This is a genomic window from Roseateles sp. P5_D6 (assembly GCF_054049415.1).
This window is the reverse complement of sequence record NZ_JBFUMK010000007.1, coordinates 198,983-222,222: the sequence shown is the minus strand read 5'-3', so window position 1 is coordinate 222,222 and position 23,240 is coordinate 198,983. Positions and strand designations below refer to the sequence as shown.

Below are 23,240 nucleotides of genomic sequence, written 5' to 3'. Positions count from 1 at the left end.
GGCGCGGCTAGCCTAGCCGCGAGGATGGGGGCAGCCTGTCGGCAAGTTCCTCGGGCGGCTGTCGGATTTGGCGAAGCGGCAGACGCCGTGTCTCACCGATGGCCAACGTGAAGAAGGCTTCCTCAGCCAGCCCGAGCGCCGCGCGCTGCCGTTCGAGCTGGCGGGGCGGCTCGTCCAGCGCCTCGTCGGTCAGCTCGAAGGTGCCCCAGTGCACGCCCAGCGAGCGCTTGGCGCCGAGGTCGGCGTGGATCTTCAGCGCTTCCTCTACGTTGACATGCTGGCTCTGCATGAACCAGCGCGGCTCGTAGGCACCGATGGGGATCAGCGCGATGTCGAAGCTGCCGCCTTGATGAGGCTGCTGGCGCTCGGCGAAGCGCTCGCGGATGTCGGCGAAGTCGCGTGAATAGCCGGTGTCGCCGGCGAAGAAGAGCTGGCAGTCCGGTGCGAACACGGCGAAGCCGCCCCACAGCGTCTTCATGCGGTCGTTCAGGCCACGCGCCGACCAGTGCTGGGCCGGGACGAGCACGATGTCCACGCCGGCGAGGCGCTCGGCCTGCCACCAGTCCAGTTCCACGACGCGCTCGATGCCGCGTGCCTGGAACCAGGCCCTGAGGCCCAGTGGCACGACGAAGAGCGGGCTGCCGCCGGGCTGGCGCGCGAGGCTGCGTACCGAAGCCAGGTCGAGGTGGTCATAGTGGTTGTGCGAGACGAGCACGGCGTCGACGTGGGGCAACTCGGCCAGCGCCACGCCTGGCGGCTGCTCGCGCTTCGGCCCGGCAAAGGGCAGCGGCGAGGCGCGCCCGGAGAAGATCGGGTCGGTCAGCAGGTTCAGGCCGCCAAGCTGGGTCAGCACGGTGGCGTGGCCGATCCAGGTCACCGCCGGCTGCTGCGCAGCGCCGTGGTTGGTGCGGATGAAGCCGAGATCGGCCGGCTGCGTCGGGATGGGCTCAGCCGGGCGCGGTGGCAGGCCGCGACGGGAGGCGTTCCAGCGCCAGCGGATCACGTCCGCCAGCGACTTGGGCTCGAAGTCGCCGTGGTTGTTCTGGAAGCCGCCGTTGCGGTGGTGCGGGGGCAAGCTCATGAGGAAACGCCGGGCCGCGTCCAGTGTGAGTCGGGCTGGGCGAATGCCGGGCCTGGGAGCTTCATTTCGTGATGATGTCGCGGTGGAAATGGGCCATGCGGGCCAGCAACTGGTTCTGCACGCCGAAGGGCACGTTGGCCCTGTCCATGGCGCGCTGCAGGTGCTCGACCAGGGTGTTGAAGTCGCCTTTGCCAATGCCCAGGTGGGCGTGCGCGTCCTTCATGCCCACGCCGTCGTAGACGCAGGGGCCGCCGGCAACGACGCAGAAGTAGTCCGCCAGCACGCGCTTGAGGTGCTTCATGTTGATGCCGTCGAAGAAGCGCGCGATGCGCGCGTCCTGCAGCAGGGTGTCGTAGAAATCGTTGGTGAAGCGCTGGATGGCTTCCTGGCCGCCGAGCTGCTGGTAGAGCAGGTCATCGTGGGGAATCGGGGCCACGCCGGGGCGGACCGTGCTGGCCTGCGTCTGGGCATGGGCCAACGGCACCGCCAGGGCCCAGGCCAGGGTGAGGGCGGCGAACGACAGGCGGGACTTCATCGGGGGTGTGGCAGGTGACCGGCGAGTCTAGCGATGCGACCCTGGGCGTGGCGTGCCGGGTCGGCAGGTTTTCGTGCGCCGGTCACGGTCCGCTGGCCGGCTGGCCACCCTGCGCTCGCCCTGGATTGGCGGGCACGGCATGATGCAGTCCCATGGTCGGGACGCGGCGATATTGGGTGCGAAGGGGAGTGGGCGGCATGGCCGCGCTGCTGCTGTGCCCGCTTGCCGGTGCCGACCCTGCCCGGCCGCTGGTGATGCTGGTGGAGACCAGCGCGCTGATGCCGCATGCCCGCATCGAGGGCGACCGCGTCATCGAAGGCCTGAACCTGGACATCGGCCAGGCCCTGGCGCGGCGCCTGGGCCGCGACCTGGTGGCCCGCCCGACGCCGCGCAAGCGCCTGGCCGAAGCCCTGCAACGCGGCGAGGGCGACTTGTTGTGCGACTACCAGAGCGACTGGCTGCCCGGCGCCTTCGCGTGGAGCCGGCCCTTCCTGCCTGACCAGGCCCTGCTCGTCAGTGCCGCCGCGGTGCCGCCACCGGCCTCGTTGACAGCGTTGACAGGGCAGCCCATCGGCACGGTGCGCGGCTACGTCTATCCGGAGATGGCCGACGCACTGCGATCAGGCTTCCTGCGCGACGACGCGCCCGATGCGGTGGCCAATCTGCAGAAACTCGAACTCGGCCGCATCCGCCATGCGTTGACCGGCCGGCGCGTGCTGGAGTACCAGCAGCGCATCGGTCACTTCAAGCTGCCTCTGCATCCGCCGCTGGTCGTGTCGGAAGTGCTGGCCCAGTGCGCGTTGTCGCCGAGCAGCCCGGTGGGCCTGGCGGCGTTGAACACCGCAATCCAGGGCCTGGTCAGCGAAGGCGAACTGAATCGCCTGCTGGCCAGGTACCGCTGAACCTCAGCCCGCGGCAATGCGCTGGGCCAGATGGGCCAGCGCCTCTTCCACCTGATCCACCAGCACCAGGCAGAGGTCGCCCGGCTGCAGGCGTTCCAGTGCACGGTCGATGGCCGTGAACTCACCGACGATCTCCTCGACATGCCGGGTGCGCGACGCGCCTTCCAGCCCGGCACGCAGCAGGGCCACGACCTCGCCGGCCGCGCGGCCGCGCTGGCAGGCGTCTTCGTAGAGGATGACCTCGTCGAAGGCGCCGCCGAGGATCTCGGTCTGCACGCGGATGTCCTCGTCGCGGCGGTCACCAGCGCCGCTGATGACGACGCTGCGGGTCTTGGCCGGCAATGCCGCGACGGCACCGACCAGGGCCTTCATCGCGTCGCCGTTGTGGCCGTAGTCGGCGATGACGGTGGCGCCGCGGTAGTCCATGACGTTGAAGCGGCCCGGCGCGTTGTCGGCGTCATTGGCGAAGCTGGCCACGCCGCGGCGGATGGTGTCCCAGTCCAGGCCCACGGCCCAGGCCGCGGCCACCGAAGCCATCGCGTTCTCGACCTGGAAGCCGATGAGGCCGCCACGCGTGATGGGGATGTCGCGCAGCGGGATGCTCTCGCGCCAGACGCCCTGGGCCGCAATGAGCTGGTCGCCGTCCACATAGACGCAGCGCTTGCCCTGGGCGCGGTGGGTTGCCATCAGCGGGTGGTGGCGGTCGGCGGCGAAATAGATGACCTGGCCGGGGCAGACCGAGCTCATGCTGGCCGTCAGCGGGTCGGTGGCGTTCAGCACCGCGTAGCCGTTGGGCGCGACGTTCTGCACGATGACGCGCTTGACCAGCACCAGGTCTTCCGCCGTGTGCAGGAAGTTCATGCCGAGGTGGTCGCCCGCGCCGACGTTGGTGACCACGGCGACCTGGCAGCGGTCGAAGCCCAGGCCTTCACGCAGGATGCCGCCGCGGGCGGTCTCCAGCACGGCGGCCTCCACGTCCGGGTGCATCAGCACATTGCGGGCGCTTTTGGGGCCGGAGCAGTCGCCGCTGTCGATCTGGCGGCCATCGACATACACGCCGTCGGTGTTGGTCATGCCGACCTTGAGGCCGCAACTGGCGAACAAGTGCGCGATCAGCCGCGTGACGGTGGTCTTGCCATTCGTGCCGGTGACGGCGACGACGGGGATGCGGCCGTCCTCGGCCATGCCGCCCGATTTGTTGCCGGTGCCGAACAGATGGCCGACGATGCCCTCGCCGACATTGCGGCCCTTGCCATAGCTGGGGCTCAGGTGCATGCGCAGGCCCGGTGCCGCGTTGACCTCGACGATGCCGCCGCTGATCTCTTCGAGCGGCCGCAGCACGCTCTCGGCGACGACGTCGACGCCGCAGACGTGCAGGCCGACGACCTGGGCCGCGGCAATGGCGCGTGCAGCCACCTCCGGGTGGACGTCGTCCGTCACGTCCGTGGCGGTGCCGCCGGTGGACAGGTTGGCGTTGTTGCGCAGGATGACGCGCTGACCCTTGTCGGGCACCGACTCCGGCGCCAGGCCCTGCTGGGTCAGGCGCGCGACGGCGATGTCGTCGAAGCGGATCTTGGTCAGCGACGTCGCGTGGCCGTCACCGCGGCGCGGGTCGGAATTGACCTTGTCGACCAACTGCTTGACCGTGTGCACGCCGTCGCCGATGACGTGCGGCGGATCGCGTCGCGCCGCGGCGATCAGCTTGTCGCCGATGACGAGCAGCCGGTAGTCGGAGCCAGGCAGGAACTTCTCGACCATGACGGGGCCGATCTCGTCGGCCGCCTTGTAGGCAGCCTCAAGCCCCAGGCGTGTCGTCACGTTGACGGTCACGCCCTTGCCCTGGTTGCCGTCCTGCGGCTTGACGACGACGGGCAGGCCGATCTCCTGGGCCACGGCCCAGGCATCGTCCACCGATTCGACCGGCCGGCCGATGGGCACCGGCACGCCGGCGGCCTGCAGCAACCGCTTGCACAGGTCCTTGTCCTGGGCGATGGACTCGCTGACCGCGCTGGTGGCGTCGACCTCGGCGGCCCAGATGCGGCGCTGCTTGGCGCCCCAGCCGAACTGCACCAGGCTGCCTTGCGTGAGGCGGCGGTAGGGAATGCCGCGCGCCAGGGCCGCATTGACGATGGAACCGGTCGAGGGGCCGAGGCGGATGTCCTCGTCGAGCTCGCGCAACCGGGCCAGCGTCGCGTCGGCATCGAACTCGCCACCGTTCAGCGCAGCGAGCACGAGCTTGAGCGCCTGCTCGAAGGCCAGCCGGCCGACGTCTTCCTCGCTGTACTCGATGACGATCTGATAGGTGCCGGCCTCGGGCGTGACATGGGTCTGGCTGAAAGTCACCGGGCAGCCGGCCTGGGCCTGCAGGGCCAGCGTGGCCTGCTCGAGCACCTGGGCCAGCGAGGCGTCTCTGCGCAGCTCGCCGACTGAGGGAAAGAGCTGGCGCAGCCGCGGCTCGAAGCCGGGCAGGCGCTCGAGCGAGCGCTCGGACTCGTTGCAATGCACGACGGCTTCGATGGCCGTGTGGCGGCTCCACATGTTCGGGCCGCGCAGCGCGCGGGTGCGGGAAACGTCCATGAGTCGTGTTCTTTTCAGGCGAGGTGCAGGTTGGGCACGAAGGTGTCGAGCCCGGCGGCGATCAGCTCGGGCGAGATGCCCAGGGCCCAGGCGGCGGCGACGGCGGCAAGCAGCGTCGAGGCATCGATGGCCTGGTCGCCAAAGCGGCGCAGCAGGGCCTCGATGTTGGCGCCCGGCGTCTCGGCCGGGCCATGGGCCAGTACGGCGGCGCCGCCGCGCAGGAAGACGGCGCGCCCGCCGCGGTCGCGGTGGTGCTGCAGGGCCTCGAGGCTGCCGTCCTCCGCGTAGAAGACGACCTCGCCGTCGCTCAGCTCGGCCATGTCCACCAGGCGCGGGTGGGCGGCATTGAGCACGCTGGCGCCGTCGCTGAGCACGACGTCGATCTGCGTGCGCAGCACCTTGTAGAGCTGGTCGATGTCCTGCACGTCGAACTCCGCCAGCGCGGCGATGCCGTCCAGATCGGTGACGACGCCGACGGCGGCGCGGTCATAGGCCAGGCCATCGCGCAGGATGGAGGCAGCATCGTTCTCGATGACGACGGCGTTGACGCCGCGGTTCATCAGGAGGCGGTGGGCGGCGTCCCAGCGGGCGCTGTCGCGCTTCTCGACGCGGCGCGTGCCCAGGAAGAGGCCGTCACGGCAGGCCAGGCCGACATGGCGGCCGTTCAGGTGCAGCAGCCAGGCGACCAGGCGCGTGATCTGGCGCCCGCCGCGCGAGCCAGCCACGCCGACGATGGGGATGCGGCCGGTCTCGTCCTCGGCGAAGAGGTGGTCGATGATGGCCTGGCCGACGGGCTGCGGCGCGCCTCCGGCGGGCTTGAGGTGCATCAGCAGACCCGGGCCGGCGTTCACTTCGACGATGGCGCCGCCGGTCTCGGACAGCGGCTTGGAGATGTCCTCGGTGACGAGGTCGACGCCGGCGATGTCCAGGCCCACGGTGCGGGCGGCGAGCGACACGGCATGCGCCACTTCGGGGTGGACCTCGGGCGTGCAGTCGATGGACACGTTGCCATTGCGCTGGATCAGCACGGCCTTGCCGGCCGCGGGCACGGCCTCGGGCGACATGCCCTGGCGTTGCAGGTCCAGCAGCAGGGCGGTGTCTTCGTGCACGCGGATGCGGTTGAGCGGGAAGTCCTCGCTCAGGCCGCGGCGCGGATCGGTGTTGATCTGGCTTTCGACCAGTTGCTCCACGGTCTGGCGGCCGTCGCCGTGCACCCAGGCGGCTTCGCCGCGCGCGGCCGCCACCACCTGGCCGCCCACGACGAGCACGCGGTGCTCATTGCCGGGGATGTAGCGCTCAACGAGCACCGAGGAGCCGTGGCGGGCCGCCAGCGCGAAGGCGGCCTCGCAGTCGGCCTCGGTCGCGATGTCCAGGGAGACGCCGCGGCCATGGTTGCCGTCGCTGGGCTTGACGACAACGGGCAGGCCGGTGTCCTGTGCCACCGTCCAGGCCTCGGCGGCGGTCTTGACCTCCTGGCCTTCCGGCACGGGCACGCCCACGGCCTTCAGCAGCGTCTTGGTCAGGTCCTTGTCGCTGGCGATGCCTTCGGCAATGGCGCTGGTCATGTCGGTCTCGGCCGTCCAGATGCGGCGCTGGCGCGCGCCGTGGCCGAGCTGCACCAGGTTGCCGTCGTTCAGGCGGATGTGGGGGATGCGGCGGTCCGTGGCCGCGGCGACGATGGCCGCCGTGGAGGGGCCCAGGTAGCAGTCGTCCAGCTTGTCGCGCACGCGGGCCACCGCGGCGGGCGCGTCGAAGGGCTGGTCGTTGATGACGGCCATGATCAAGGCATGACCCTCGGCCAGGGCCGCGCGGGCGACCTGCTCGTCACGCGCCCGGAACACCATGCGGTAGACGCCGCGCTGGCTGGTGGAGCGGGTCTGGCCGAAGCCGGTCGGCATGCCGGCCAGGTTGAGCAGCTCGATGACGATGTGCTCCAGCACATGGCCGCACCAGGTGCCTTCGGTCAGCCGTTCCAGGAAACCGCCGCGCTCACCGACGCCGCAGTGGTGCTCGACGAGGTTGGGCAGGGCGGCCGTCAACCGCTCGTTGAAGCCCGGCAACACATGGCTGGGGTGGTCTTCCAGCTCGCCGAGGTCCAGCCAGACCTCCAGCACCGGCCGGTAGGTCCACATATTGGGCCCGCGCAGGTAATTGATGCGCAGCAGGCGGATGTCGTTCTTCTGGCTCATGGAGCGTATCGAGTAAGGGGTTGTGCGCGGTGCAATCGCGTGGAATTGTGCGCTGAACTCATGGCGGAGAATCGCCGCAGCCCGTAAGAGCCAACAACAACATGCAAGACCTTCCTCCCGCTGCAGTGCTTCATCCCCAAACAGCCGTCCTTCAGGGGCGGCTCATGGCTGGCGAGAACGTGGTGGCCCTGCTGGAGGTTGACCTGGATGCCCAGGGCCACTTCGCGCAAGGGCTGATCGCGCTGACGAATTCACGCCTGCTGGCCCTCGATCCCACCAGCGCCAGCTGGGTCGAACACACGCTGGTGCCGGGCTTGAGCCTCAAGCTCAGTGACCATGGCGGCCTGGCCTTCATGGAGCTGTTTGACGCCGACCGGCGCCTGGCGCGCTGGCGCTTCACGCTGGCCTGCAATCCGGCGGCGGTGCGCTTTGCCGACGCCTTCGGCCGCGAGGTGCAGCGCCTTTCGGGCCATGTCGTGCTCGAAGAGGCCGATGACGGCGAGGACTCGACCTTCGATTTCGGCGAGGCCAGCAAACCACCGAGCACCTGGGTGCTGCTGCGGCTGTGGCGCTTTGCGCGGCCCTACCGGGGCCAGCTCTTGCTGGGCTTCTCGCTCATGCTCGGCTCGATTGGCGCAACCCTGGTGGCGCCTTACCTGAGCATGCCGCTGATGGACAGGGTGCTGATCCCGTTCCAGAACGGCCAGTCGATCGACACCAGGCTGGTCGGGTCGCTGCTGGGTGGCTTGCTGGGTGCGGCGTTGTTCTCGTGGTTGCTGGGCTGGGCCAAGACCTATCTGCTGGCGCTGGTGTCCGAGCGCATTGCCGCCGATCTGCGCACGGCGACCTTCGACCATCTGCTCGGCCTGTCGCTCGAATACTTCGGCAACAAGCGCACCGGCGACCTGATGGCGCGCATCGGCTCCGAGACCGACCGTATCAGCGTGTTCCTGAGCCTGCATGCGCTGGACTTCATCACCGATGTGCTGATGCTGCTGATGATCTCGGCGATCCTGTTCAACATCCACCCGGGCCTGGCGCTGGCCACCCTGGTGCCCTTGCCCTTCATCGCCTGGATGATTCATCTGGTGCGAGACCGGCTGCGCACCGGCTTCGAGAAGATCGACCGCGTCTGGGGCGAGGTCACCAACATCCTGGCCGACACCATCCCGGGCATCCGCGTCGTCAAGGCCTTTGCCCAGGAGAGGCGCGAGGCGCAACGCTTTCGGGAGGCCAACGCCAAGAACCTGGTCGTGAACGACCGCCTCAACAAGACCTGGAGCCTGTTCGGCCCCACGGTCTCGCTGCTGACCGAGATGGGCCTGCTCGTCGTCTGGGGTGTCGGCATCTGGCTGATCTCGCACCAGAGCATCACGGTCGGCACGCTGACAGCCTTCCTGGCCTACATCGGCCGCTTCTATGGCCGGCTGGATTCGATGAGCCGCATCGTCTCGGTCACGCAGAAGGCCGCGGCGGGCTCCAAGCGCATCTTCGACATCCTGGACCACGTCTCCAACGTGCCCGACCCGGTCAACCCCCAGCCCTTCGAGAACGTGACCGGCGCGATTTCGATGCAGGGCCTGGACTTCCGCTACGGTTCGCGCTCGGTCATCCGCAACCTGAACCTCGACATCCGCCCCGGCGAGATGGTCGGCCTCGTGGGCCACAGCGGCTCGGGCAAGAGCACGCTCGTCAACCTGATCTGCCGCTTCTATGACGTGACCGAGGGCGCCATCAAGGTCGATGGCGTGGACCTGCGGCGCATCAGGGTGACCGACTACCGCCGCCACATCGGCCTCGTGCTGCAGGAGCCCTTCCTGTTCTTCGGCACCATCGCCGAGAACATCGCCTACGGCAAGCCGGAGGCCACGCGCGACGAGATCGTCGCAGCCGCGCGCGCCGCGCATGCTCACGAGTTCATCCTGCGGTTGCCGCATGGCTATGACAGCCTCGTCGGCGAGCGCGGCCAGGGCCTGTCAGGCGGCGAGCGCCAGCGCATCTCCATCGCCCGGGCGCTGCTGATCGATCCGGCCATCCTCATCCTCGACGAAGCGACCTCAGCCGTGGACACCGAGACCGAGAAGGAGATCCAGCGCGCGCTGGACAACCTCGTCAAGGGCCGCACCACSATYGCCATYGCCCACCGYCTKTCMACGCTGCGCAAGGCCGACCGCCTGGTTGTCATGGACCGCGGCGAGATCGTCGAGCTGGGCCCGCACGACGAACTGATCGCCCGCCAGGGCCACTATTGGCGCCTCTGGGAAGCTCAGGTCCGCCGCGTGGACCAGGAAGACCTGGAGGAACATGCCGTGACCCCCAACCCCAGCGCCCACACCACCGATGCTTGATACCGCCCTGCACGACCGTGACCGCGAGCTGGATGCCGCCAGCGCGGAACACGGCTTCGACCCCGCCGTTCCCCTGCAGATTGGCGGGCGCTACAGCCCGCTGGTGCGTGACGGCCGAACCCTCTACCTGAGTGGCCAGATCCCGCGCATCGGTGACCATGTTGCCGTGGCCGGCGTCGTCGGCGCTGAGGTCAGCCTGGAGCGCGCCAAGCGTGCCGCGGCCATCTGCGTGCTGCGAGCGCTGACCTTGCTGCGCCAGGAGCTCGGCAGCCTGGATCGGCTGCAGGCCGTGGTCAGGATGACCGTCTTCGTGCATTGCGACGCCGGCTTCACCCAGCACAGCGAAGTGGCCGACGGTGCCTCCGACCTGGTCTGGCGCGTGCTGGGCACGGCTGGTGCCCACACGCGCACCTCGGTCGGCGTGCTGCAGCTGCCCAAGAACGCGGCGGTCGAACTCGACCTGATCGCGACCTCCGCGGAGTCCTGAATGTCCACACTGCCCTTCCGCGACCTGCATCTGGACGCCCTTGGCCGGTTGCTGCTGACCGATCTGAACGGCGACAGCCATGTCGGTGTCACGCCGGTACGTGCCCACCCGATCTCGGCACCGGACGAGGGCCTGTCCCTGGTCGGCTCGCACGGCCATGAACTGGCCTGGGTGGAGCGCCTGTCGGCCCTGCCCGAGGGGCCGCGCCGGTTGCTAGAGGCCGAACTGGCCGCCCGCGAATTCCATCCGACGCTCAAGCGCCTGATTTCGGTCAACACCTTTGCCACGCCCAGCACCTGGCGCATCGAGACCGACCGCGGCGAGGTCGACTTCGTGCTCAAGAGCGAGGAAGACATCCGCCGCCTGGAAGAGGGCCGCCTGCTGATCACGTCCACCCATGGCGTGCAGTTGCAGGTGCCGGATCGCTGGGCGCTGGACAAGCATTCCAAGCGGCTGCTGGAACGCTTCCTCTGAGACAAGAAAAAGCCGCCTGCAAGAGGCGGCTCGGCGCGAGGGTGAGGGTGCTCAGCTGGGCTCGCTCATCTGCGACTGCAGATAGTTCTGTTCACCGACGGTGGTGACCAGCTCCAGCTGGGTTTCGAGGTGGTCGATGTGTTCCTCGGTGTCGTCGAGGATTTGCACGAAGATCTCGCGGGACACGTAGTCGCGCACCTGCTCGCAGTAGGCGACGGCTTCCTTCAGGTGGACGTGCGAGGCCTTTTCGATGATCAGGTCGCAGCTCATGGTCTCGACGGCGTTCTCGCCGATGTAGAGCTTGCCCAGGTCCTGCAGATTGGGCAGGCCGTCCAGCGTCAGCACGCGCTCGATGAGCTTGTCGGCGTGCTTCATCTCCTCGATGGACTCCTCGTACTCGTGCTTGGCCATCTTCAGCAGGCCCCAGTTCTTCAGCATGCGGGCGTGCAGGAAGTATTGGTTGATGGCCGTCAGCTCCAGCTTCAGCTGGGCGTTGAGGTGGGCGATGACTTGGGGGTCGCCTTTCATGGGGAGCTCCGGATCGTGAAATTAAGCCGCAGTATCCCCAGTGAAAGCCCCACGGCAAAACCGCTCTTTCTGCAAATGAGACCGATTCGCATTAGACTTCGCACCCATGATTGTTTGTGTCTGCCACCGAGTCTCTGATCGCGACATCGCGATTGCCGCCTCCAGCGGCTGCCCGGATTTCGAGGCCCTGCAGGATGACCTGCGCGTGGCCACGGCCTGCGGCGCCTGCCGGGACTGCGCCTGTGCGGTTTTCGAGGAAAGTCGTGTCGAAGGCGCCGCTCCGCGGGCACGCGGCATGGTGGTCGTCCCGATCCGACTGGCGGCATGAACTAGAATGCTCCCCGGCGCCGACATCCGGCGCCTTTTTGTTGGTCTGATTTCCTGAACGTCGTTGTGAATTCCGCAGCCGATCTGGGGCGGGCCACGCAGCACGACAACAGTAAGGAAATTCCATGAGCACCCTCCAAACCGGCACTGTCAAATGGTTTGACGACGGCAAGGGCTTCGGCTTCATCACGCCGGCCGACGGCAGCAAGGACCTGTTCGCCCACCACAGCGAAATCAAGAACAACGGCGGCTTCCGCACGTTGGCTGAAGGCGCCCAGGTCGAATTCGAAGTGAAGCAGGGCCCCAAGGGCCTGCAAGCAGCAAACATCCGTTCGCTGTAATCCCTCACGGCTTTGGCCGTTGAGTCAAGCCCGCGCCCTGCGCGGGCTTTGTGCTTTCTGGGTCCGCCGTCGACAATCCACCTCTTATGTCCGCCTTGCCCGTCACTGCCCCGAAGGCCCTGACCGCTTACCGCCCGTTCTGGGCCAAGCGTTTCGGCCCCGCACCCTTCCTGCCCATGAGCCGGGCGGAGATGGAGCAGCTCGGCTGGGATTCCTGCGACATCATCATCGTCACCGGCGACGCCTACGTCGACCACGCCAGCTTCGGCATGGCCGTGATCGGCCGCACGCTGGAGGCGCAGGGCTTTCGCGTCGGCATCATTGCGCAGCCGGACTGGAACAGCGCCGACGCCTTCAAGGCCCTGGGCAAACCCAATCTGTTCTTCGGCGTCGCGGCCGGCAACATGGATTCGATGATCAACCGCTACACGGCTGATCGAAAAATCCGCAGCGACGACGCCTACACGCCCGGTGGCGAAGGCGGCAAGCGCCCCGACCGCGCGACCCTGGTCTACACCCAACGCTGCCAGGAAGCCTTCAAGGACGTGCCCATCGTCATCGGCGGCATCGAGGCCTCGCTGCGCCGCATCGCGCACTACGACTACTGGCAGGACAAGGTGCGCCGCTCCGTCCTCGTGGACAGCAAGGCCGACCTGCTGGTCTACGGCAACGCCGAGCGCGCCATCATCGAGATCGCCCACCGCCTGGCGCGCCGCGAGCCCATCGAGAGCCTGACCGATGTGCGCGGCACTGCCTTCATGCGCCGCGATGACGACCCGACGGCCGAAGGCTGGTTCGAGCTGGACTCGACCGAGGTGGACCGTCCCGGCCGCATTGACGATCTGATCAGCCCCTACCAGATCGTCGAAGAGAACAAGGCCTGCGCGTCCAACGACGCGCCCGATGGGGCGAAGCCCATCACCATCCACAAGACCGGCCGCATCACCATGCCGCCGCGCGACCACACGGTGGTGCGCCTGCCGGCCTACGAGAAGGTCAAGAGCGACCCGGTGCTCTACGCCCACGCCAACCGCGTGCTGCACCTGGAGACCAACCCTGGCAACGCCCGTGCCCTCGTGCAGCGCCACGGCGAGCGCGACCTGTGGATCAACCCGCCGCCCATCCCGCTGACGACGCCGGAGATGGACCACGTCTTCGACCTGCCATACGCGCGCAGCCCGCACCCGAGCTATGCGGACGAGAAGGGCGGCCACGACGGCGCGACCAAGATCCCGGCCTGGGAAATGATCCGCTTCAGCGTGAACATCATGCGCGGCTGCTTCGGCGGCTGCACTTTCTGCTCCATCACCGAGCACGAGGGGCGCATCATCCAGAGCCGCTCGGAAGACTCCGTGATCCGCGAGATCGAGGAGATGCGCGACAAGGTCAAGGGCTTCACCGGCATCGTGTCGGACCTGGGCGGCCCGACGGCCAACATGTACCGCATCGGCTGCAAGAGCCCCGAGATCGAGGCCGCCTGCCGCAAGCCCAGTTGCGTCTACCCGGGCATCTGCCCGAACCTGAACACCAGCCACGATCCGCTGATCAAGATGTACCGCCGCGCGCGCGCGCTGCCGGGCGTCAAGAAGATCCTGATCGGCTCGGGCCTGCGCTACGACCTGGCCGTGCAATCGCCTGAGTACGTGAAGGAGCTGGTCACGCATCACGTCGGTGGCTACCTSAAGATCGCGCCCGAGCACACCGAGAACGGCCCGCTGTCCAAGATGATGAAGCCGGGCATCGGCAGCTACGACCGCTTCAAGCAGATGTTCGAGGCGGCGAGTGCGGCGGCCGGCAAGAAGCAGTACCTGATCCCKTACTTCATCGCCGCCCACCCCGGCACCAGYGACGARGACATGATGAACCTCGCCGTCTGGCTGAAGAAGAACGGCTTCCGCGCCGACCAGGTGCAGACCTTCTATCCCAGCCCGATGGCCACGGCGACGGCGATGTACCACTCGGGCAAGAACCCGCTCAAGGGCATCAGCCGTGACGAGACGCGCGGCGAGAGCGTGGACATCGTGCGCGGCGAGCGCCGCCGCCGCCTGCACAAGGCCTTCCTGCGCTACCACGACGCCAACAACTGGCCGCTGCTGCGTGAGGCGCTCAAGGCCATGGGCCGGGCCGACCTGATCGGCAACGGCAAGCATCACCTGATCCCGAGCTACCAGCCCATCACCGACGGCAGCTACGAAAGCGCGCGGCGCAAGAACTCGACCGGCGTCACGCCGGCGGCCAAACCAGCAAGTGCGGCGCCGATGAAGCCGGCCACCCCACGCAAGGGCCAGCTCTTGACCCAGCACACTGGCCTGCCGCCGCGCGTGACCGGCGCAAGTCGTAACAGCGCGCCGCGTCCGGGCAAACCCGCAAAACGTTGAGGCGATTCGCAGGACTTTTGCCCCTGCTTTTCGTGACTACAAGGCCGAGGATGCCGTACGCTTGCGGCTACTTGACGAGTAGGAGCCGCGGCCGCGCCGTGATGCCCCAGCCCCGGAGCCCTCGCCCCCATGCAAGAAACGCCCGCCGTTGACGACGACCTGCTCGAGCTGCTCGACGACCCCGAGCACGCTGAAGGCGAGCATCGCCCGCAAGACCGGCCCTGGCGCATCCTCATCGTTGACGACGACGGTGACGTCCACAAGGCCACCGAACTGGCCATGCAGGGCCTGACCGTCGAAGGCCAGCCCCTCGTCTTCCTGCACGCCTCTTCCGCCGCCCAGGCCCGCCAGTTGCTGGCCAGCGAGGACGACCTCGCCGTCGTGCTGCTCGACGTCGTCATGGAGAGCGAAGACGCCGGGCTGCAACTGGTGCGCCATATCCGCGATGAGCTGTGTCTGAACGCCCTGCGCATCGTGCTGCGCACCGGCCAGCCCGGCTATGCGCCCGAAATCGAGACGGTGCAGGCCTATGACATCAACGACTACAAGACCAAGTCGGAGCTGACCCGCACGCGGCTGTACACGGTGCTGACGGCCGCGGTGCGCTCCTACCGCCAGATCTGCGCGCTGGAGGCCAACCGCCGCGGCCTGGAGATGATCGTCGAGAGCAGCACCTCGCTGTCGCGCATGCGTGGGCTCTCCCGATTCGCCGAGGGCGTCGTCACCCAGCTCTGCGCCCTGCTCGGCATCCTGCCCGAGGGCCTGGTCTGTGCTCAGGTCAGCGGCGAAACCGGCGACGAAGTCCGCATCGTCGCGGCCGCCGGCCAGTACAGCGGCCTCATCGACCGGCCGCTGGCCCAGGTCAAGATCGCCACCGTGCGGGACCGCCTGGAGCGCTGCCTGCAGCAGGAACGCAACCTCTACGACGACGGCACGGTCCTCTATTTCGGCATGGGCAAGGGCCGCGCGATGGCAGCGCTCGTGGATGTCGGCCGCGAGCTCGACGAGCTCGACCAGCAGCTGCTGCGCGCCTTCTGCTCCAACATCTCGGTCGGCTTCGAGAACGTGGTGCTCTACAGCCAATTGCTGGACCAGGCCTACAACGACCCGCTGCTGCGCCTGCCCAACCGCAACCGTTTCGTCGAGCTGCTCGACAAGAACCTGAAGGATCCGTCCGGTGTCACGCTCGCGCTGATCGACATCGACGATTTCTCCGACATCAACGACGCCTTTGGCCACCACTTCGGCGACCAGGTGCTGCAGGCCGTCGTGCACCGCATGAGCGAGACGCTGGGCCTGAACACCGCGATGGCCCGCGTTGGCGCCGACACCTTTGGCGTGCTGGGCGAGCATGCCAAGGTCTGCCCCGAGACCGTGAACAGCGTCTTCGCCGACCCCTTCATCGTTGCCGGCGAGCGACTGCAACTGTCCGCCACCACGGGCCTCGTGCGCCTGGGTGAATCCAAGGCCGTCGGCTCCGAACTGCTGCTCGATGCCCAGATCGCGCTCAAGCGCGCCAAGCAGCAGCAGCGCGGCTCATCTCAGTACTTCTCTGCCGCCATGGGCAGCGACGCGCGCGAGCGCTTCAAGCTGCTCAAGGGCCTGCGGACCGGCTTCGAGGAAAGCCAGCTCTTCGTCGTCTACCAGCCCCAGGTCGAGCTGAGCAGCAGCCGCATCGTCGGTGCCGAGGCCCTGCTGCGCTGGAAGACGCTGGATGGTCGTTTCATCCCGCCCGACCAGTTCATTCCGCTGGCCGAGCAGAGCGGCCTCATCATTCCCATCGGCGAGTTCGTCATGCGCACCTCCTGCGCCCAGCTGAAGAAGATGCAGGCCCTGGGCCATGCCGACTTCCGCATGGCCGTCAACGTGTCCATGGCGCAGTTCCGCCACCCCGGCTTCATCGACATGCTGGGCCGCGCGCTGCAGGACTGCGGCGTCGCCGGCCAGAACATCGAGCTCGAAATCACCGAGTCCATGGCCATGGAAGACGCCGACCTCGTGCTGCGTGTGCTGGCCGACATCAAGCAGCTCGGCTTCAGCGTCGCCATCGACGACTTCGGCACCGGCTTCTCATCTTTAAGCCAGCTGCGCCAGCTGCAGGTCGACCGCCTCAAGATCGACCGCGCCTTTGTGCAGGAGGCGCAGGCCTCGTCCGCCGGCTCGACGATCGCCCAGATGGTCATCAACCTCGGCCGCGGCCTGGGCCTGACCGTCATCGCCGAAGGCATCGAGACCGAGGAGCAGCGCCAGTACCTGATCGGCCTGGGCTGCCATGAGGGTCAAGGCTGGCTGTTCGCCCGGCCCATGCCCGCGGACCAACTTGAAGTTTGGATGAACCGCTGAGACCCCTAAACTCCGCGCCGTCGATTGACGACAGCCAGGAGCGTTCATGAGTCTCGCCAAGATCCTCGTCGCCCAGGGCGGCGGTCCCACCGCCGTCATCAACCAGAGCCTCGTCGGTGTCGTGCTCGAAGCGCGGCGTCAGGCCGGTGTGGGCAAGGTTTACGGCGCCCGCCATGGCGTGCGGGGCATCGTCAACGAGGACTTCGTCGACCTGACCCAGGAGACCAGCCACAACCTCGAGCTGGTGGCCAACACGCCGGCCTCGGCGCTGGGCTCCACGCGCGACAAGCCCGATGCCGCCTATTGCCGCGAGATCTTCACGGTGCTGCAGGCGCACGGCATCACGCATTTCTTCTACATCGGCGGCAACGACTCGTCGGACACCGTGCGCATCGTCTCGGAGGAGGCGCAGGCGGCCGGCTACCCACTGCGCTGCATCCACATCCCCAAGACCATCGACAACGACCTGGTGGGCAACGACCACACGCCGGGCTATGCGTCCGCCGCGCGCTTCGTCGCCCAGGCCTTTGCCGGCGCCAACCTCGACAACGCGGCCCTGCCGGGCGTCTACGTCGGCGTCGTCATGGGCCGTCACGCCGGCTTCCTGACGGCGGCCGCGGCCCTGGGCAAGAAGTTCGAGGACGACGGCCCCCACCTCATCTACCTGCCCGAGCGCCACTTCGACAACGAGCAGTTCCTGCGCGACGTGAAGGCCACCTACGAGCGCTTCGGCCGCTGCGTCATCGCCGTCAGCGAGGGCATCCACGACGCCAGCGGCACGCCGATGCTGTCCAAGCTGGCCGGTGACCTGGAGCGCGACGCCCACGGCAATGTGCAGCTCAGCGGCACCGGCGCGCTGGCCGACCTGCTCTGCGAGGAGATCAAGACCAAGCTCGGCATCAAGCGCGTGCGCGGCGACACCTTCGGCTATCTGCAGCGCAGCTTCCTGGGCTGCGTGTCCGACGTGGACCAACGCGAGGCCCGCGAGGTCGGCGAGAAGGCCGTGCAGTACGCCTTCCACGGCGACCGCGACGGTTCGGTCGCCATCAAGCGCGTCGGCTACTACGCGGTGGACTACGAACTGTTGCCCCTCACCGCCGTCGCCGGCAAGACGCGCACGATGGAAGACGAGTTCATCAGCGCAAGTGGCACCGACGTGACCGATGCCTTCCGCCTCTACCTGCGCCCGCTGCTGGGCTCTGGCATGCCGGACGCGTTCAGGCTGAGGCCGAACCCGGTGGAGAAGGTGCTGCGGCGCGAGCCGTGAGACCGATCTCCCCGCGGCTGCTGCTGGCGATCGCGGTGGCGATGGCCGGGCCGGCGGCCGCCGCGGAGGTCACGCTGCGCTTTTTGAGCCAGGACTTTCCGCCCTACGTCGAGCGAGAGGGGCAGCAGGCCCGTGGCCCGTTCGTTCGGCTGGTGATGGAGGGTTGTGCGCGCCTGGGCTGGAAATGCTCGGTCGAAGTCCTGCCTTGGCGTCGCGCCCAGGCCGCTGTCGAGCGCGGCGAGGCCGAGGGCATCTTCCCCCTGCTGGACACCCCGCAGCGCCGCCAGATCTACCACCTGAGCCAGCCCGTCGTGGGGGTCCAGATGGTCTTCTTCACACGCGTCGAGCAGGACTTCTTCTACCGTGATCCGGCCAGCCTGGGCACCCAGAGGATCATCGGTGTGTTCGGGCCGTCCGGGACGGCGACCGTGCTCCAGGACATCGTCGCCGCCAACCCCAACACCATGGTCGTCGAGCCCGACAACACGACGGTGCTGCGCAAGCTGCTGGCCGGTCGTTACGGCGAAGACGGCGTCGCCCTGATCAACCGCGACGTGGCCTGGCATCTGGCAGACCGCTCGCACCTGACGGGGCTGCGGGAGGCGGGCGTCGCCCATACGGACACCTATCGCATCGGCCTCGTGCGCAAGCGGGTCAGCGCCGCGCAGGCAAATGCCTTCATGGACATGCTGGCCGAGATGTGTACTTCGCCAGCGGCGGCCCTGCTGCTCGCGCCCGAACTGGTGCCGAGTGCGGCCTGCGGCGCCGTGCCGGCCAAAGCGGCGCGCTGAATGCCCTCACGGCTTGGGCTTGATCAGCTTCGGATGCCACTCGTTCACGGCCAGCAGCGCTGCCGAGCCGAAGTGCTTGTGCAGCTCGGCCACCATCTCGCCGCTGGCGATGACGGGGTCGGTCTCCACGGCCTTGCGGGCGACGTCCATGTCCGACGTCGCGAAGATGAAGAGGCCGCGCCAGCCGTCTACGCCGTCGAAGGGGCCTGCGTAGACGAGCAGGCCTTCCTTGGCCAGGCGGGTCATGTTGGCAAAGTGGCCCTTGAACATCTCGTCGCGCGCCGGGCCGGCGGGCATGGGCTTGGGGCCGGTCTTCAGCAGCACGAAGGTGTACGAACGCAGGCCCTGGTCGTTGGCACCCCAGGCCTGGGCCTTGGCGGCGTCGTAGATGGGCGCCTCCTGGGCCTGGACGGGCAGGGCGCAGAGCAGGGTGAGAGCGCAGGCGGCAAGCAGTTCAAACAGTTTCATGGTGGTGGTGGCGCGTCAGTCGGGGTGCGAGGATTGAACCGCACCCCAGCTTCAGCAAGACCGCGATGAAAACCCTTGGTTTCGCCAAACCCACCCCACCCGGCTGGCCGCGCCTGTCGTCGGCCCTGTACTGCGAGAACGCCCGCGAAGCCGTCGCCTGGTATTGCCAAGCCTTCGGTTTCGAGGTCGAGATCGTCGTCGACGCGCCGGACGGCAGCGTCATGCACAGCGAGATCCGCTATGGCGAAGCCATCGTCATGGTGGCCGAGGGCAGCGCCGAGCGCGAGGCGCGCTTTGGCGTGGCGGGGCGCTCCCCCAAGGCCGTCGACGGCGTCAACACGCAGACGCTGTTCCTCTATGTCGACGACGTCGATGCACATTGCGCCCAGGCCCGCGCGGCCGGCGCCAACGTGACCTACGAGCTGACCGACAACGACTACGGTGCGGAGTACTGGACCGACCGCAGCTATGGCTGCCTCGACCCGGACGGCCATCTGTGGTGGTTCAGCCAGCGGCTGCGCAACCCGCCTGTCTGACCCCCTGCCGAAAGACACTTGCTGCCTTCATGGCGGTCTTCTACATTTGTAGTACGACAACTGTAGAAGATCGTGATGGATGAGGACACCGGCAGTGGGGACGTGTCGCTGAGCGAGCTGCAGCTCAGCCTGATGCGCGTGCTTTGGGCGCGTGGCGAGGCCAGTACGGCCGATGTGGCGGAAGCGCTGCGCGGCGAGCGTGATCTCGCGCACACGACGGTGGCGACGCTGCTGACGCGCCTTGAAAAGCGCGGCCTGCTCAGCAGCCGCCGCGAAGGCCGTGCGCTGCTCTATCAGCCCCTCGTGACGCAGGCCGACGTGCAGCGCTCCATGGTGGGCAGCCTGGTCGACAGCCTGTTCGCCGGCCGCGCCAGCGCCCTCGTCAGCCACCTGCTGGACGCCCGCGGCGTCGATGCCGGCGAACTGGCCGAGCTGCAGGCGCTGCTGAAACAACGCAAGGGAGAGACGCGATGACCGATGTGCTGCTGACCTGGCTGTGCAGCTACCTGCTGCACAGCAGCCTGTTGATCGGCGCGCTGTGGGCGGCCGAGCGCGCCGGCGTGCTGGCCCGCCTGGCCCTGTCGACGCAGGAGACGCTGTGGCGCCTGGCCTTGCTGGGCGGCCTCGTCAGCGCCAGCCTGCCGCTGCTGCCCACGTTGCCTCAGACCGCGCCGGCCGATGTCGTGCGGCCCGCCGTCGTCGTGCAGGAGGCCGCGCCGGTGCCCGCCGATGTTCGGCTCATCGTCGTCGAGGCGCCCGCCGCCGCGCGGCCCAGCGCTCAGCTCGGCGCCTTGCCCATCACGACGCCGCTGGCGCCGCAGGCCCATGACGTCGCCATCGGCTTCATGGCGCTGTGGCTGGCGGGTGCCGTGTTGATGCTGCTGGGCCTGGCCCTGCAGTGGGCCTGGCTGCGCCGCACCGTGCGCTGCCTGCCCGAGTTGGCTGACGCGCGTTGGCGAACCCTGGCCGTGCGCCTCGCTGCCGACATGCGCCTGCCCCTGCCCTCATTGCGCCATGCACGCGCCAACTGGGCCAGCCCGCTGCTGGCGCCGGGCCGGGTGCTCTGCCTGCCGGCCTGGTGCCTGGACCTGCCGGACGACGAAGCTCGTGCCGTGCTCGGCCATGAACTGGCTCATCTGCGCCGCCGCGACCCCGCCTGGCGCCTGCTTGCCGCCGTCATGAAGACCCTGCTGTGGCCGCAGGTGCTGAACCGCGTCGCGCTGCAGCGCCTGGACCTGCTGGCCGAGCTGGCCTGCGATGCTGCGGCCGCTGCACCGACCGGCCAGCGCCTGGCCCTGGCGCAAAGCCTGCTGCGCTGCGCTGAGGCACTGAAGGCCCAGGGAGGCGGCCACGGCCCCGCCCTGGCCTGCGGTGCCGCCAGCGCGGGCTCGCCCTTGTTCGCCCGTGTGCGCCGCCTGCTCAAGGCCGAGGTCGAGGGTGAGGACGCTCCGCGCGAGCGCCGCGGCCTGCGCCTGGGACTGGTGGGCGCCATGGTGATCGCCCTGGTCGCGCTGCCGGCGGTCGTCGTCAGCCACACCGATGGACGCAGTCTTCTGGATCGCTTCGACCTTGGTGGCCTGAGCGACGGCATGTCCTTCTCGGTGCGCGGCACGCGCATCTACAGCCGCTATCCCGGCGGCAGCTTCTCCGTGACGCTGGACGGCAAGGCGGTGTTCAACGACGCCGAGGATGAAGTGCAGACGCTGACGGGCACCCTGACCGTGAAGGAGCGCGAGGGCGGGCTGACGCGCGAGATGGTGCTGAAGTCCATGGGCGAGGGTCGCATCGAGCGTGAGTACCGGGTCGGCAACGAGAGCCTGCCTTTGGATCAGGCCGGTCGCCAGTGGTGGGCCAAGGCCGTGCAGCGCATGGCCGAGGACCTGACCGACCCGCAGGTGCGTGCCCGCAAGCTGTTCGCCAAGGGCGGTGTCGATGCGGTGCTTACCGACATCGAGCGTGCCCGGGAGGACTTCCAGCGCCGCCGCCGCATCGAGGCCGCGCTGCAACTCGACGCGCCGCTGCCCGCGGTGGCGTTGGACCGCCTGATCACCGCCTCCACGACCCTGCAAGGTGCCTTCGAGCGTCGCGAGGCCTTGAGCGCCATTGCCCGCCAGCCGCTGAACGAACCCCAGCAGCTGGCCTGGCTGGCCGCCGTGGCCGGCATCGACAGCGACTTCGAGCGCCGTGAGGCCCTGGGGGCGCTGGCGCCCAAGCTGCTCGACAGCCCTGCCGTGCTCGCGGCCTGGACCGAGGCGCTGGGCCGTATCGGCGGCGACTTCGAGCTGCGCACGGCCATCGACAACCAGGTGTCGGCGACGCCCCAACCCGCCGTGCTCGCGGCCGCCGTGCAGGCGGCGGCGCGCATCCAGAGTGATTTCGAGAAGCGCGAGGCCCTCGGCGCCGTCGCGCAACGCATGCAGGGCGACGAGGCCGAGCTGGTCGACGCCTATGCCCGTGCAGCCGGCGGCATCTCGGGCGGCTTCGAACGGCGCGAGGCCTTGAACCGCCTGCTGGACCGGCCCAAGCTGGCGGCCGCAGGCCTGGAGCGCGTGCTGGCCAGCGCCGAGAGCATGGAAGGCGGCTTCGAGCGCCTGCAGGTGTTGCTGCGCGTGGCCGAGAAGCTGGGCCAGGCCAAGCCGGTCGATGCCGGTCTCGTTGAGCGCGTGCGCCGCGCCGGGCGCGGCCTGGGTGACCACGAGCGCGGTCAGATCGAGAACGCGCTGGACCGGCTGGGCTGACGCCGCAAGGCGCGGCGGGCTTAACTCGCTCGTTTCGCGAGCACGGCGCGCGCCACGCGCGACACCGGCGGGCGGCCCAGCACGTTGGAGATGTAGGCGCCGGCGTCCACGAGCTTGTCGAGGTCGATGCCGGTTTCAATGCCGAGACCATTGAGCAGGAACACCACGTCCTCGGTGGCGACATTGCCGGTCGCGCCCTTGGCATAGGGGCAGCCGCCCAGGCCGGCCACGCTGGCGTGGAAGCTGTGGAGCCCCAGTTCCATGCTCGCGTAGACATTGCTCAGCGCCTGGCCATAGGTGTCGTGGAAGTGCCCCGACACTTCGGCGAGCGGGAAGTGCTTCAGCGCCCGCTCCATGGCCGCCTGCACCTTGCGCGGCGTGCCGACGCCGATGGTGTCGGCGATGTCGATCGCGTCCACGCCCAGCTCGCGCAGCGGCTTCACGACGCGCTCGACCTGGTCGGCGGTGATTTCACCTTCGTAAGGGCAGCCGAGCGAGCAGGACAGCGCGGCGCGCACCTTGATGCCGGCGGCGTGTGCGCCTGCTATGACCGGCGCAAAGCGCTCCAGGCTTTCGGCGATGGAGCAGTTGATGTTCTTCTGCGTGAAGGCTTCGCTCGCGGCCGTGAAAACGAGGATCTCGTCGGGCCTGGATGCCAGCGCCGGCTCCAGCCCCTTCAGGTTGGGCACGAGCACCGAGTAGCGCACCCCGGTGCGGCGCTCGATGGCCGCCATCACGGCGGCGTTGTCGCCCATCTGCGGCACCCACTTCGGGCTGACGAAGCTGGTGACCTCGATCTCCTTCAAACCGGCGTCCTGCAGCATCGCGACGAGCCGCGCCTTGTGCTCGGTCGAGACGTTTTCCTTCTCGTTCTGCAACCCGTCGCGCGGGCCGACATCGAGGATCTTGACGTGGGTGGGGAGGGCCATG

General features: G+C 68.4%; 20 protein-coding genes. 13 read left to right on the top strand and 7 right to left on the bottom strand.

What is annotated here, in order from left to right; all coding sequences use genetic code 11:
• Positions 1 to 7: 7 nt before the first annotated feature.
• The gene (locus ACXJKM_RS12065) at positions 8 to 1,081 is read right to left on the bottom strand and encodes an MBL fold metallo-hydrolase (protein ID WP_457352575.1); all 1,074 of its coding nucleotides are present in this window, start codon (positions 1,079 to 1,081) and stop codon (positions 8 to 10) included.
• A gap of 61 nt (positions 1,082 to 1,142) precedes the next feature.
• Positions 1,143 to 1,616: a group I truncated hemoglobin gene (locus ACXJKM_RS12060; protein WP_056205179.1), complete on the bottom strand. Its 474-nt coding sequence runs from the start codon at positions 1,614 to 1,616 to the stop codon at positions 1,143 to 1,145.
• 197 nt (positions 1,617 to 1,813) lie between these two features.
• Between ACXJKM_RS12060 and ACXJKM_RS12055 the strand changes: the two genes are divergently transcribed.
• A complete protein-coding gene (locus ACXJKM_RS12055; protein WP_457352573.1) occupies positions 1,814 to 2,518 on the top strand; it encodes a substrate-binding periplasmic protein in 705 nt (234 codons plus the stop codon).
• 3 nt (positions 2,519 to 2,521) lie between these two features.
• On the opposite strand, the gene cphA is transcribed toward ACXJKM_RS12055, so the two are convergent.
• On the bottom strand, positions 2,522 to 5,095 hold the full coding sequence (gene cphA / locus ACXJKM_RS12050) for a cyanophycin synthetase (RefSeq protein ID WP_457352571.1): 2,574 nt from the start codon (positions 5,093 to 5,095) through the stop codon (positions 2,522 to 2,524).
• Between the two features lie 14 nt (positions 5,096 to 5,109).
• Positions 5,110 to 7,284, bottom strand: coding sequence for a cyanophycin synthetase (locus tag ACXJKM_RS12045; protein ID WP_056205168.1), 2,175 nt, complete (start codon positions 7,282 to 7,284; stop codon positions 5,110 to 5,112).
• 101 nt (positions 7,285 to 7,385) lie between these two features.
• On the opposite strand from ACXJKM_RS12045, the gene ACXJKM_RS12040 reads away from it, so the two are divergent.
• From ACXJKM_RS12040 to ACXJKM_RS12030, 3 genes are read left to right on the top strand one after another with little or no spacing between them, the layout of a single operon-like run.
• On the top strand, positions 7,386 to 9,632 hold the full coding sequence (locus tag ACXJKM_RS12040; RefSeq protein WP_056205165.1) for a cyanophycin metabolism-associated ABC transporter: 2,247 nt from the start codon (positions 7,386 to 7,388) through the stop codon (positions 9,630 to 9,632).
• Complete coding sequence (locus tag ACXJKM_RS12035) at positions 9,625 to 10,119, top strand: RidA family protein (RefSeq protein ID WP_056205161.1); 495 nt, start codon at positions 9,625 to 9,627, stop codon at positions 10,117 to 10,119. Before ACXJKM_RS12040 ends, ACXJKM_RS12035 begins: the two co-directional genes overlap by 8 nt.
• Entirely contained in the window at positions 10,120 to 10,593 is a 474-nt protein-coding gene (locus tag ACXJKM_RS12030) for a cyanophycin metabolism-associated DUF1854 family protein (RefSeq protein WP_056205159.1), read from the top strand.
• Between the two features lie 51 nt (positions 10,594 to 10,644).
• Here ACXJKM_RS12030 and bfr read toward each other — a convergent pair whose 3' ends face one another.
• Positions 10,645 to 11,121 carry a bacterioferritin gene (bfr, locus tag ACXJKM_RS12025; protein WP_056205148.1) on the bottom strand — a complete coding sequence of 159 codons (477 nt, stop codon included), beginning with the start codon at positions 11,119 to 11,121 and terminating at the stop codon, positions 10,645 to 10,647.
• Between the two features lie 106 nt (positions 11,122 to 11,227).
• Here bfr and ACXJKM_RS12020 point away from each other — a divergent pair, with 106 nt between their 5' ends.
• From ACXJKM_RS12020 to ACXJKM_RS11995, 6 genes are all read left to right on the top strand, one after another.
• Positions 11,228 to 11,449, top strand: a complete 222-nt coding sequence (locus tag ACXJKM_RS12020) for a (2Fe-2S)-binding protein (RefSeq protein ID WP_457352568.1) — start codon at positions 11,228 to 11,230, stop codon at positions 11,447 to 11,449.
• Positions 11,450 to 11,573: 124 nt separating this feature from the next.
• Complete coding sequence (locus ACXJKM_RS12015) at positions 11,574 to 11,789, top strand: cold-shock protein (RefSeq protein ID WP_056205145.1); 216 nt, start codon at positions 11,574 to 11,576, stop codon at positions 11,787 to 11,789.
• A gap of 86 nt (positions 11,790 to 11,875) precedes the next feature.
• Entirely contained in the window at positions 11,876 to 14,167 is a 2,292-nt protein-coding gene (locus tag ACXJKM_RS12010) for a YgiQ family radical SAM protein (RefSeq protein WP_457352566.1), read from the top strand.
• Between the two features lie 129 nt (positions 14,168 to 14,296).
• Positions 14,297 to 16,510 carry a putative bifunctional diguanylate cyclase/phosphodiesterase gene (locus ACXJKM_RS12005; protein WP_056205140.1) on the top strand — a complete coding sequence of 738 codons (2,214 nt, stop codon included), beginning with the start codon at positions 14,297 to 14,299 and terminating at the stop codon, positions 16,508 to 16,510.
• A 46-nt stretch (positions 16,511 to 16,556) separates the two neighbouring features.
• Positions 16,557 to 17,777 (top strand): 6-phosphofructokinase, encoded by a 1,221-nt coding sequence (locus ACXJKM_RS12000; RefSeq protein ID WP_056205139.1) that lies wholly within the window; start codon positions 16,557 to 16,559, stop codon positions 17,775 to 17,777.
• A complete protein-coding gene (locus ACXJKM_RS11995) occupies positions 17,774 to 18,568 on the top strand; it encodes a substrate-binding periplasmic protein (RefSeq protein WP_157282191.1) in 795 nt (264 codons plus the stop codon). Before ACXJKM_RS12000 ends, ACXJKM_RS11995 begins: the two co-directional genes overlap by 4 nt.
• 6 nt (positions 18,569 to 18,574) lie before the next feature.
• Here the strand turns inward: ACXJKM_RS11995 and ACXJKM_RS11990 are convergent, their stop codons facing one another.
• Entirely contained in the window at positions 18,575 to 19,036 is a 462-nt protein-coding gene (locus ACXJKM_RS11990) for a YciI family protein (RefSeq protein ID WP_056205133.1), read from the bottom strand.
• 65 nt (positions 19,037 to 19,101) lie between these two features.
• Here ACXJKM_RS11990 and ACXJKM_RS11985 point away from each other — a divergent pair, with 65 nt between their 5' ends.
• The 3 genes from ACXJKM_RS11985 to ACXJKM_RS11975 all read left to right on the top strand — a co-directional run bounded on the left by ACXJKM_RS11985 (position 19,102) and on the right by ACXJKM_RS11975 (position 22,310).
• Positions 19,102 to 19,572, top strand: coding sequence for a VOC family protein (locus ACXJKM_RS11985; protein WP_056205131.1), 471 nt, complete (start codon positions 19,102 to 19,104; stop codon positions 19,570 to 19,572).
• Positions 19,573 to 19,647: 75 nt separating this feature from the next.
• On the top strand, positions 19,648 to 20,046 hold the full coding sequence (locus tag ACXJKM_RS11980) for a BlaI/MecI/CopY family transcriptional regulator (RefSeq protein ID WP_056205129.1): 399 nt from the start codon (positions 19,648 to 19,650) through the stop codon (positions 20,044 to 20,046).
• Positions 20,043 to 22,310: a M56 family metallopeptidase gene (locus tag ACXJKM_RS11975; RefSeq protein WP_056205126.1), complete on the top strand. Its 2,268-nt coding sequence runs from the start codon at positions 20,043 to 20,045 to the stop codon at positions 22,308 to 22,310. Before ACXJKM_RS11980 ends, ACXJKM_RS11975 begins: the two co-directional genes overlap by 4 nt.
• A gap of 20 nt (positions 22,311 to 22,330) precedes the next feature.
• Here the strand turns inward: ACXJKM_RS11975 and ACXJKM_RS11970 are convergent, their stop codons facing one another.
• Positions 22,331 to 23,239 (bottom strand): hydroxymethylglutaryl-CoA lyase, encoded by a 909-nt coding sequence (locus tag ACXJKM_RS11970; RefSeq protein ID WP_457352563.1) that lies wholly within the window; start codon positions 23,237 to 23,239, stop codon positions 22,331 to 22,333.
• Position 23,240: the final 1 nt, after the last annotated feature.

Excerpts from the sequence above, each read along its gene's own strand:
- ACXJKM_RS11975 (WP_056205126.1), top strand. The coding sequence starts at position 20,043 with ATGACCGATGTGCTGCTGACCTGGCTGTGCAGCTACCTGCTGCACAGC.
- ACXJKM_RS12035 (WP_056205161.1), top strand. The coding sequence starts at position 9,625 with ATGCTTGATACCGCCCTGCACGACCGTGACCGCGAGCTGGATGCCGCC.
- ACXJKM_RS11990 (WP_056205133.1), bottom strand. The coding sequence starts at position 19,036 with ATGAAACTGTTTGAACTGCTTGCCGCCTGCGCTCTCACCCTGCTCTGC.
- ACXJKM_RS12020 (WP_457352568.1), top strand. The coding sequence starts at position 11,228 with ATGATTGTTTGTGTCTGCCACCGAGTCTCTGATCGCGACATCGCGATT.
- ACXJKM_RS12055 (WP_457352573.1), top strand. The coding sequence starts at position 1,814 with ATGGCCGCGCTGCTGCTGTGCCCGCTTGCCGGTGCCGACCCTGCCCGG.
- bfr (WP_056205148.1), bottom strand. The coding sequence starts at position 11,121 with ATGAAAGGCGACCCCCAAGTCATCGCCCACCTCAACGCCCAGCTGAAG.
- ACXJKM_RS11985 (WP_056205131.1), top strand. The coding sequence starts at position 19,102 with ATGAAAACCCTTGGTTTCGCCAAACCCACCCCACCCGGCTGGCCGCGC.
- cphA (WP_457352571.1), bottom strand. The coding sequence starts at position 5,095 with ATGGACGTTTCCCGCACCCGCGCGCTGCGCGGCCCGAACATGTGGAGC.
- ACXJKM_RS12000 (WP_056205139.1), top strand. The coding sequence starts at position 16,557 with ATGAGTCTCGCCAAGATCCTCGTCGCCCAGGGCGGCGGTCCCACCGCC.
- ACXJKM_RS12015 (WP_056205145.1), top strand. The coding sequence starts at position 11,574 with ATGAGCACCCTCCAAACCGGCACTGTCAAATGGTTTGACGACGGCAAG.
- ACXJKM_RS12060 (WP_056205179.1), bottom strand. The coding sequence starts at position 1,616 with ATGAAGTCCCGCCTGTCGTTCGCCGCCCTCACCCTGGCCTGGGCCCTG.
- ACXJKM_RS12065 (WP_457352575.1), bottom strand. The coding sequence starts at position 1,081 with ATGAGCTTGCCCCCGCACCACCGCAACGGCGGCTTCCAGAACAACCAC.
- ACXJKM_RS12030 (WP_056205159.1), top strand. The coding sequence starts at position 10,120 with ATGTCCACACTGCCCTTCCGCGACCTGCATCTGGACGCCCTTGGCCGG.
- ACXJKM_RS12005 (WP_056205140.1), top strand. The coding sequence starts at position 14,297 with ATGCAAGAAACGCCCGCCGTTGACGACGACCTGCTCGAGCTGCTCGAC.
- ACXJKM_RS11980 (WP_056205129.1), top strand. The coding sequence starts at position 19,648 with ATGGATGAGGACACCGGCAGTGGGGACGTGTCGCTGAGCGAGCTGCAG.
- ACXJKM_RS12045 (WP_056205168.1), bottom strand. The coding sequence starts at position 7,284 with ATGAGCCAGAAGAACGACATCCGCCTGCTGCGCATCAATTACCTGCGC.
- ACXJKM_RS11970 (WP_457352563.1), bottom strand. The coding sequence starts at position 23,239 with ATGGCCCTCCCCACCCACGTCAAGATCCTCGATGTCGGCCCGCGCGAC.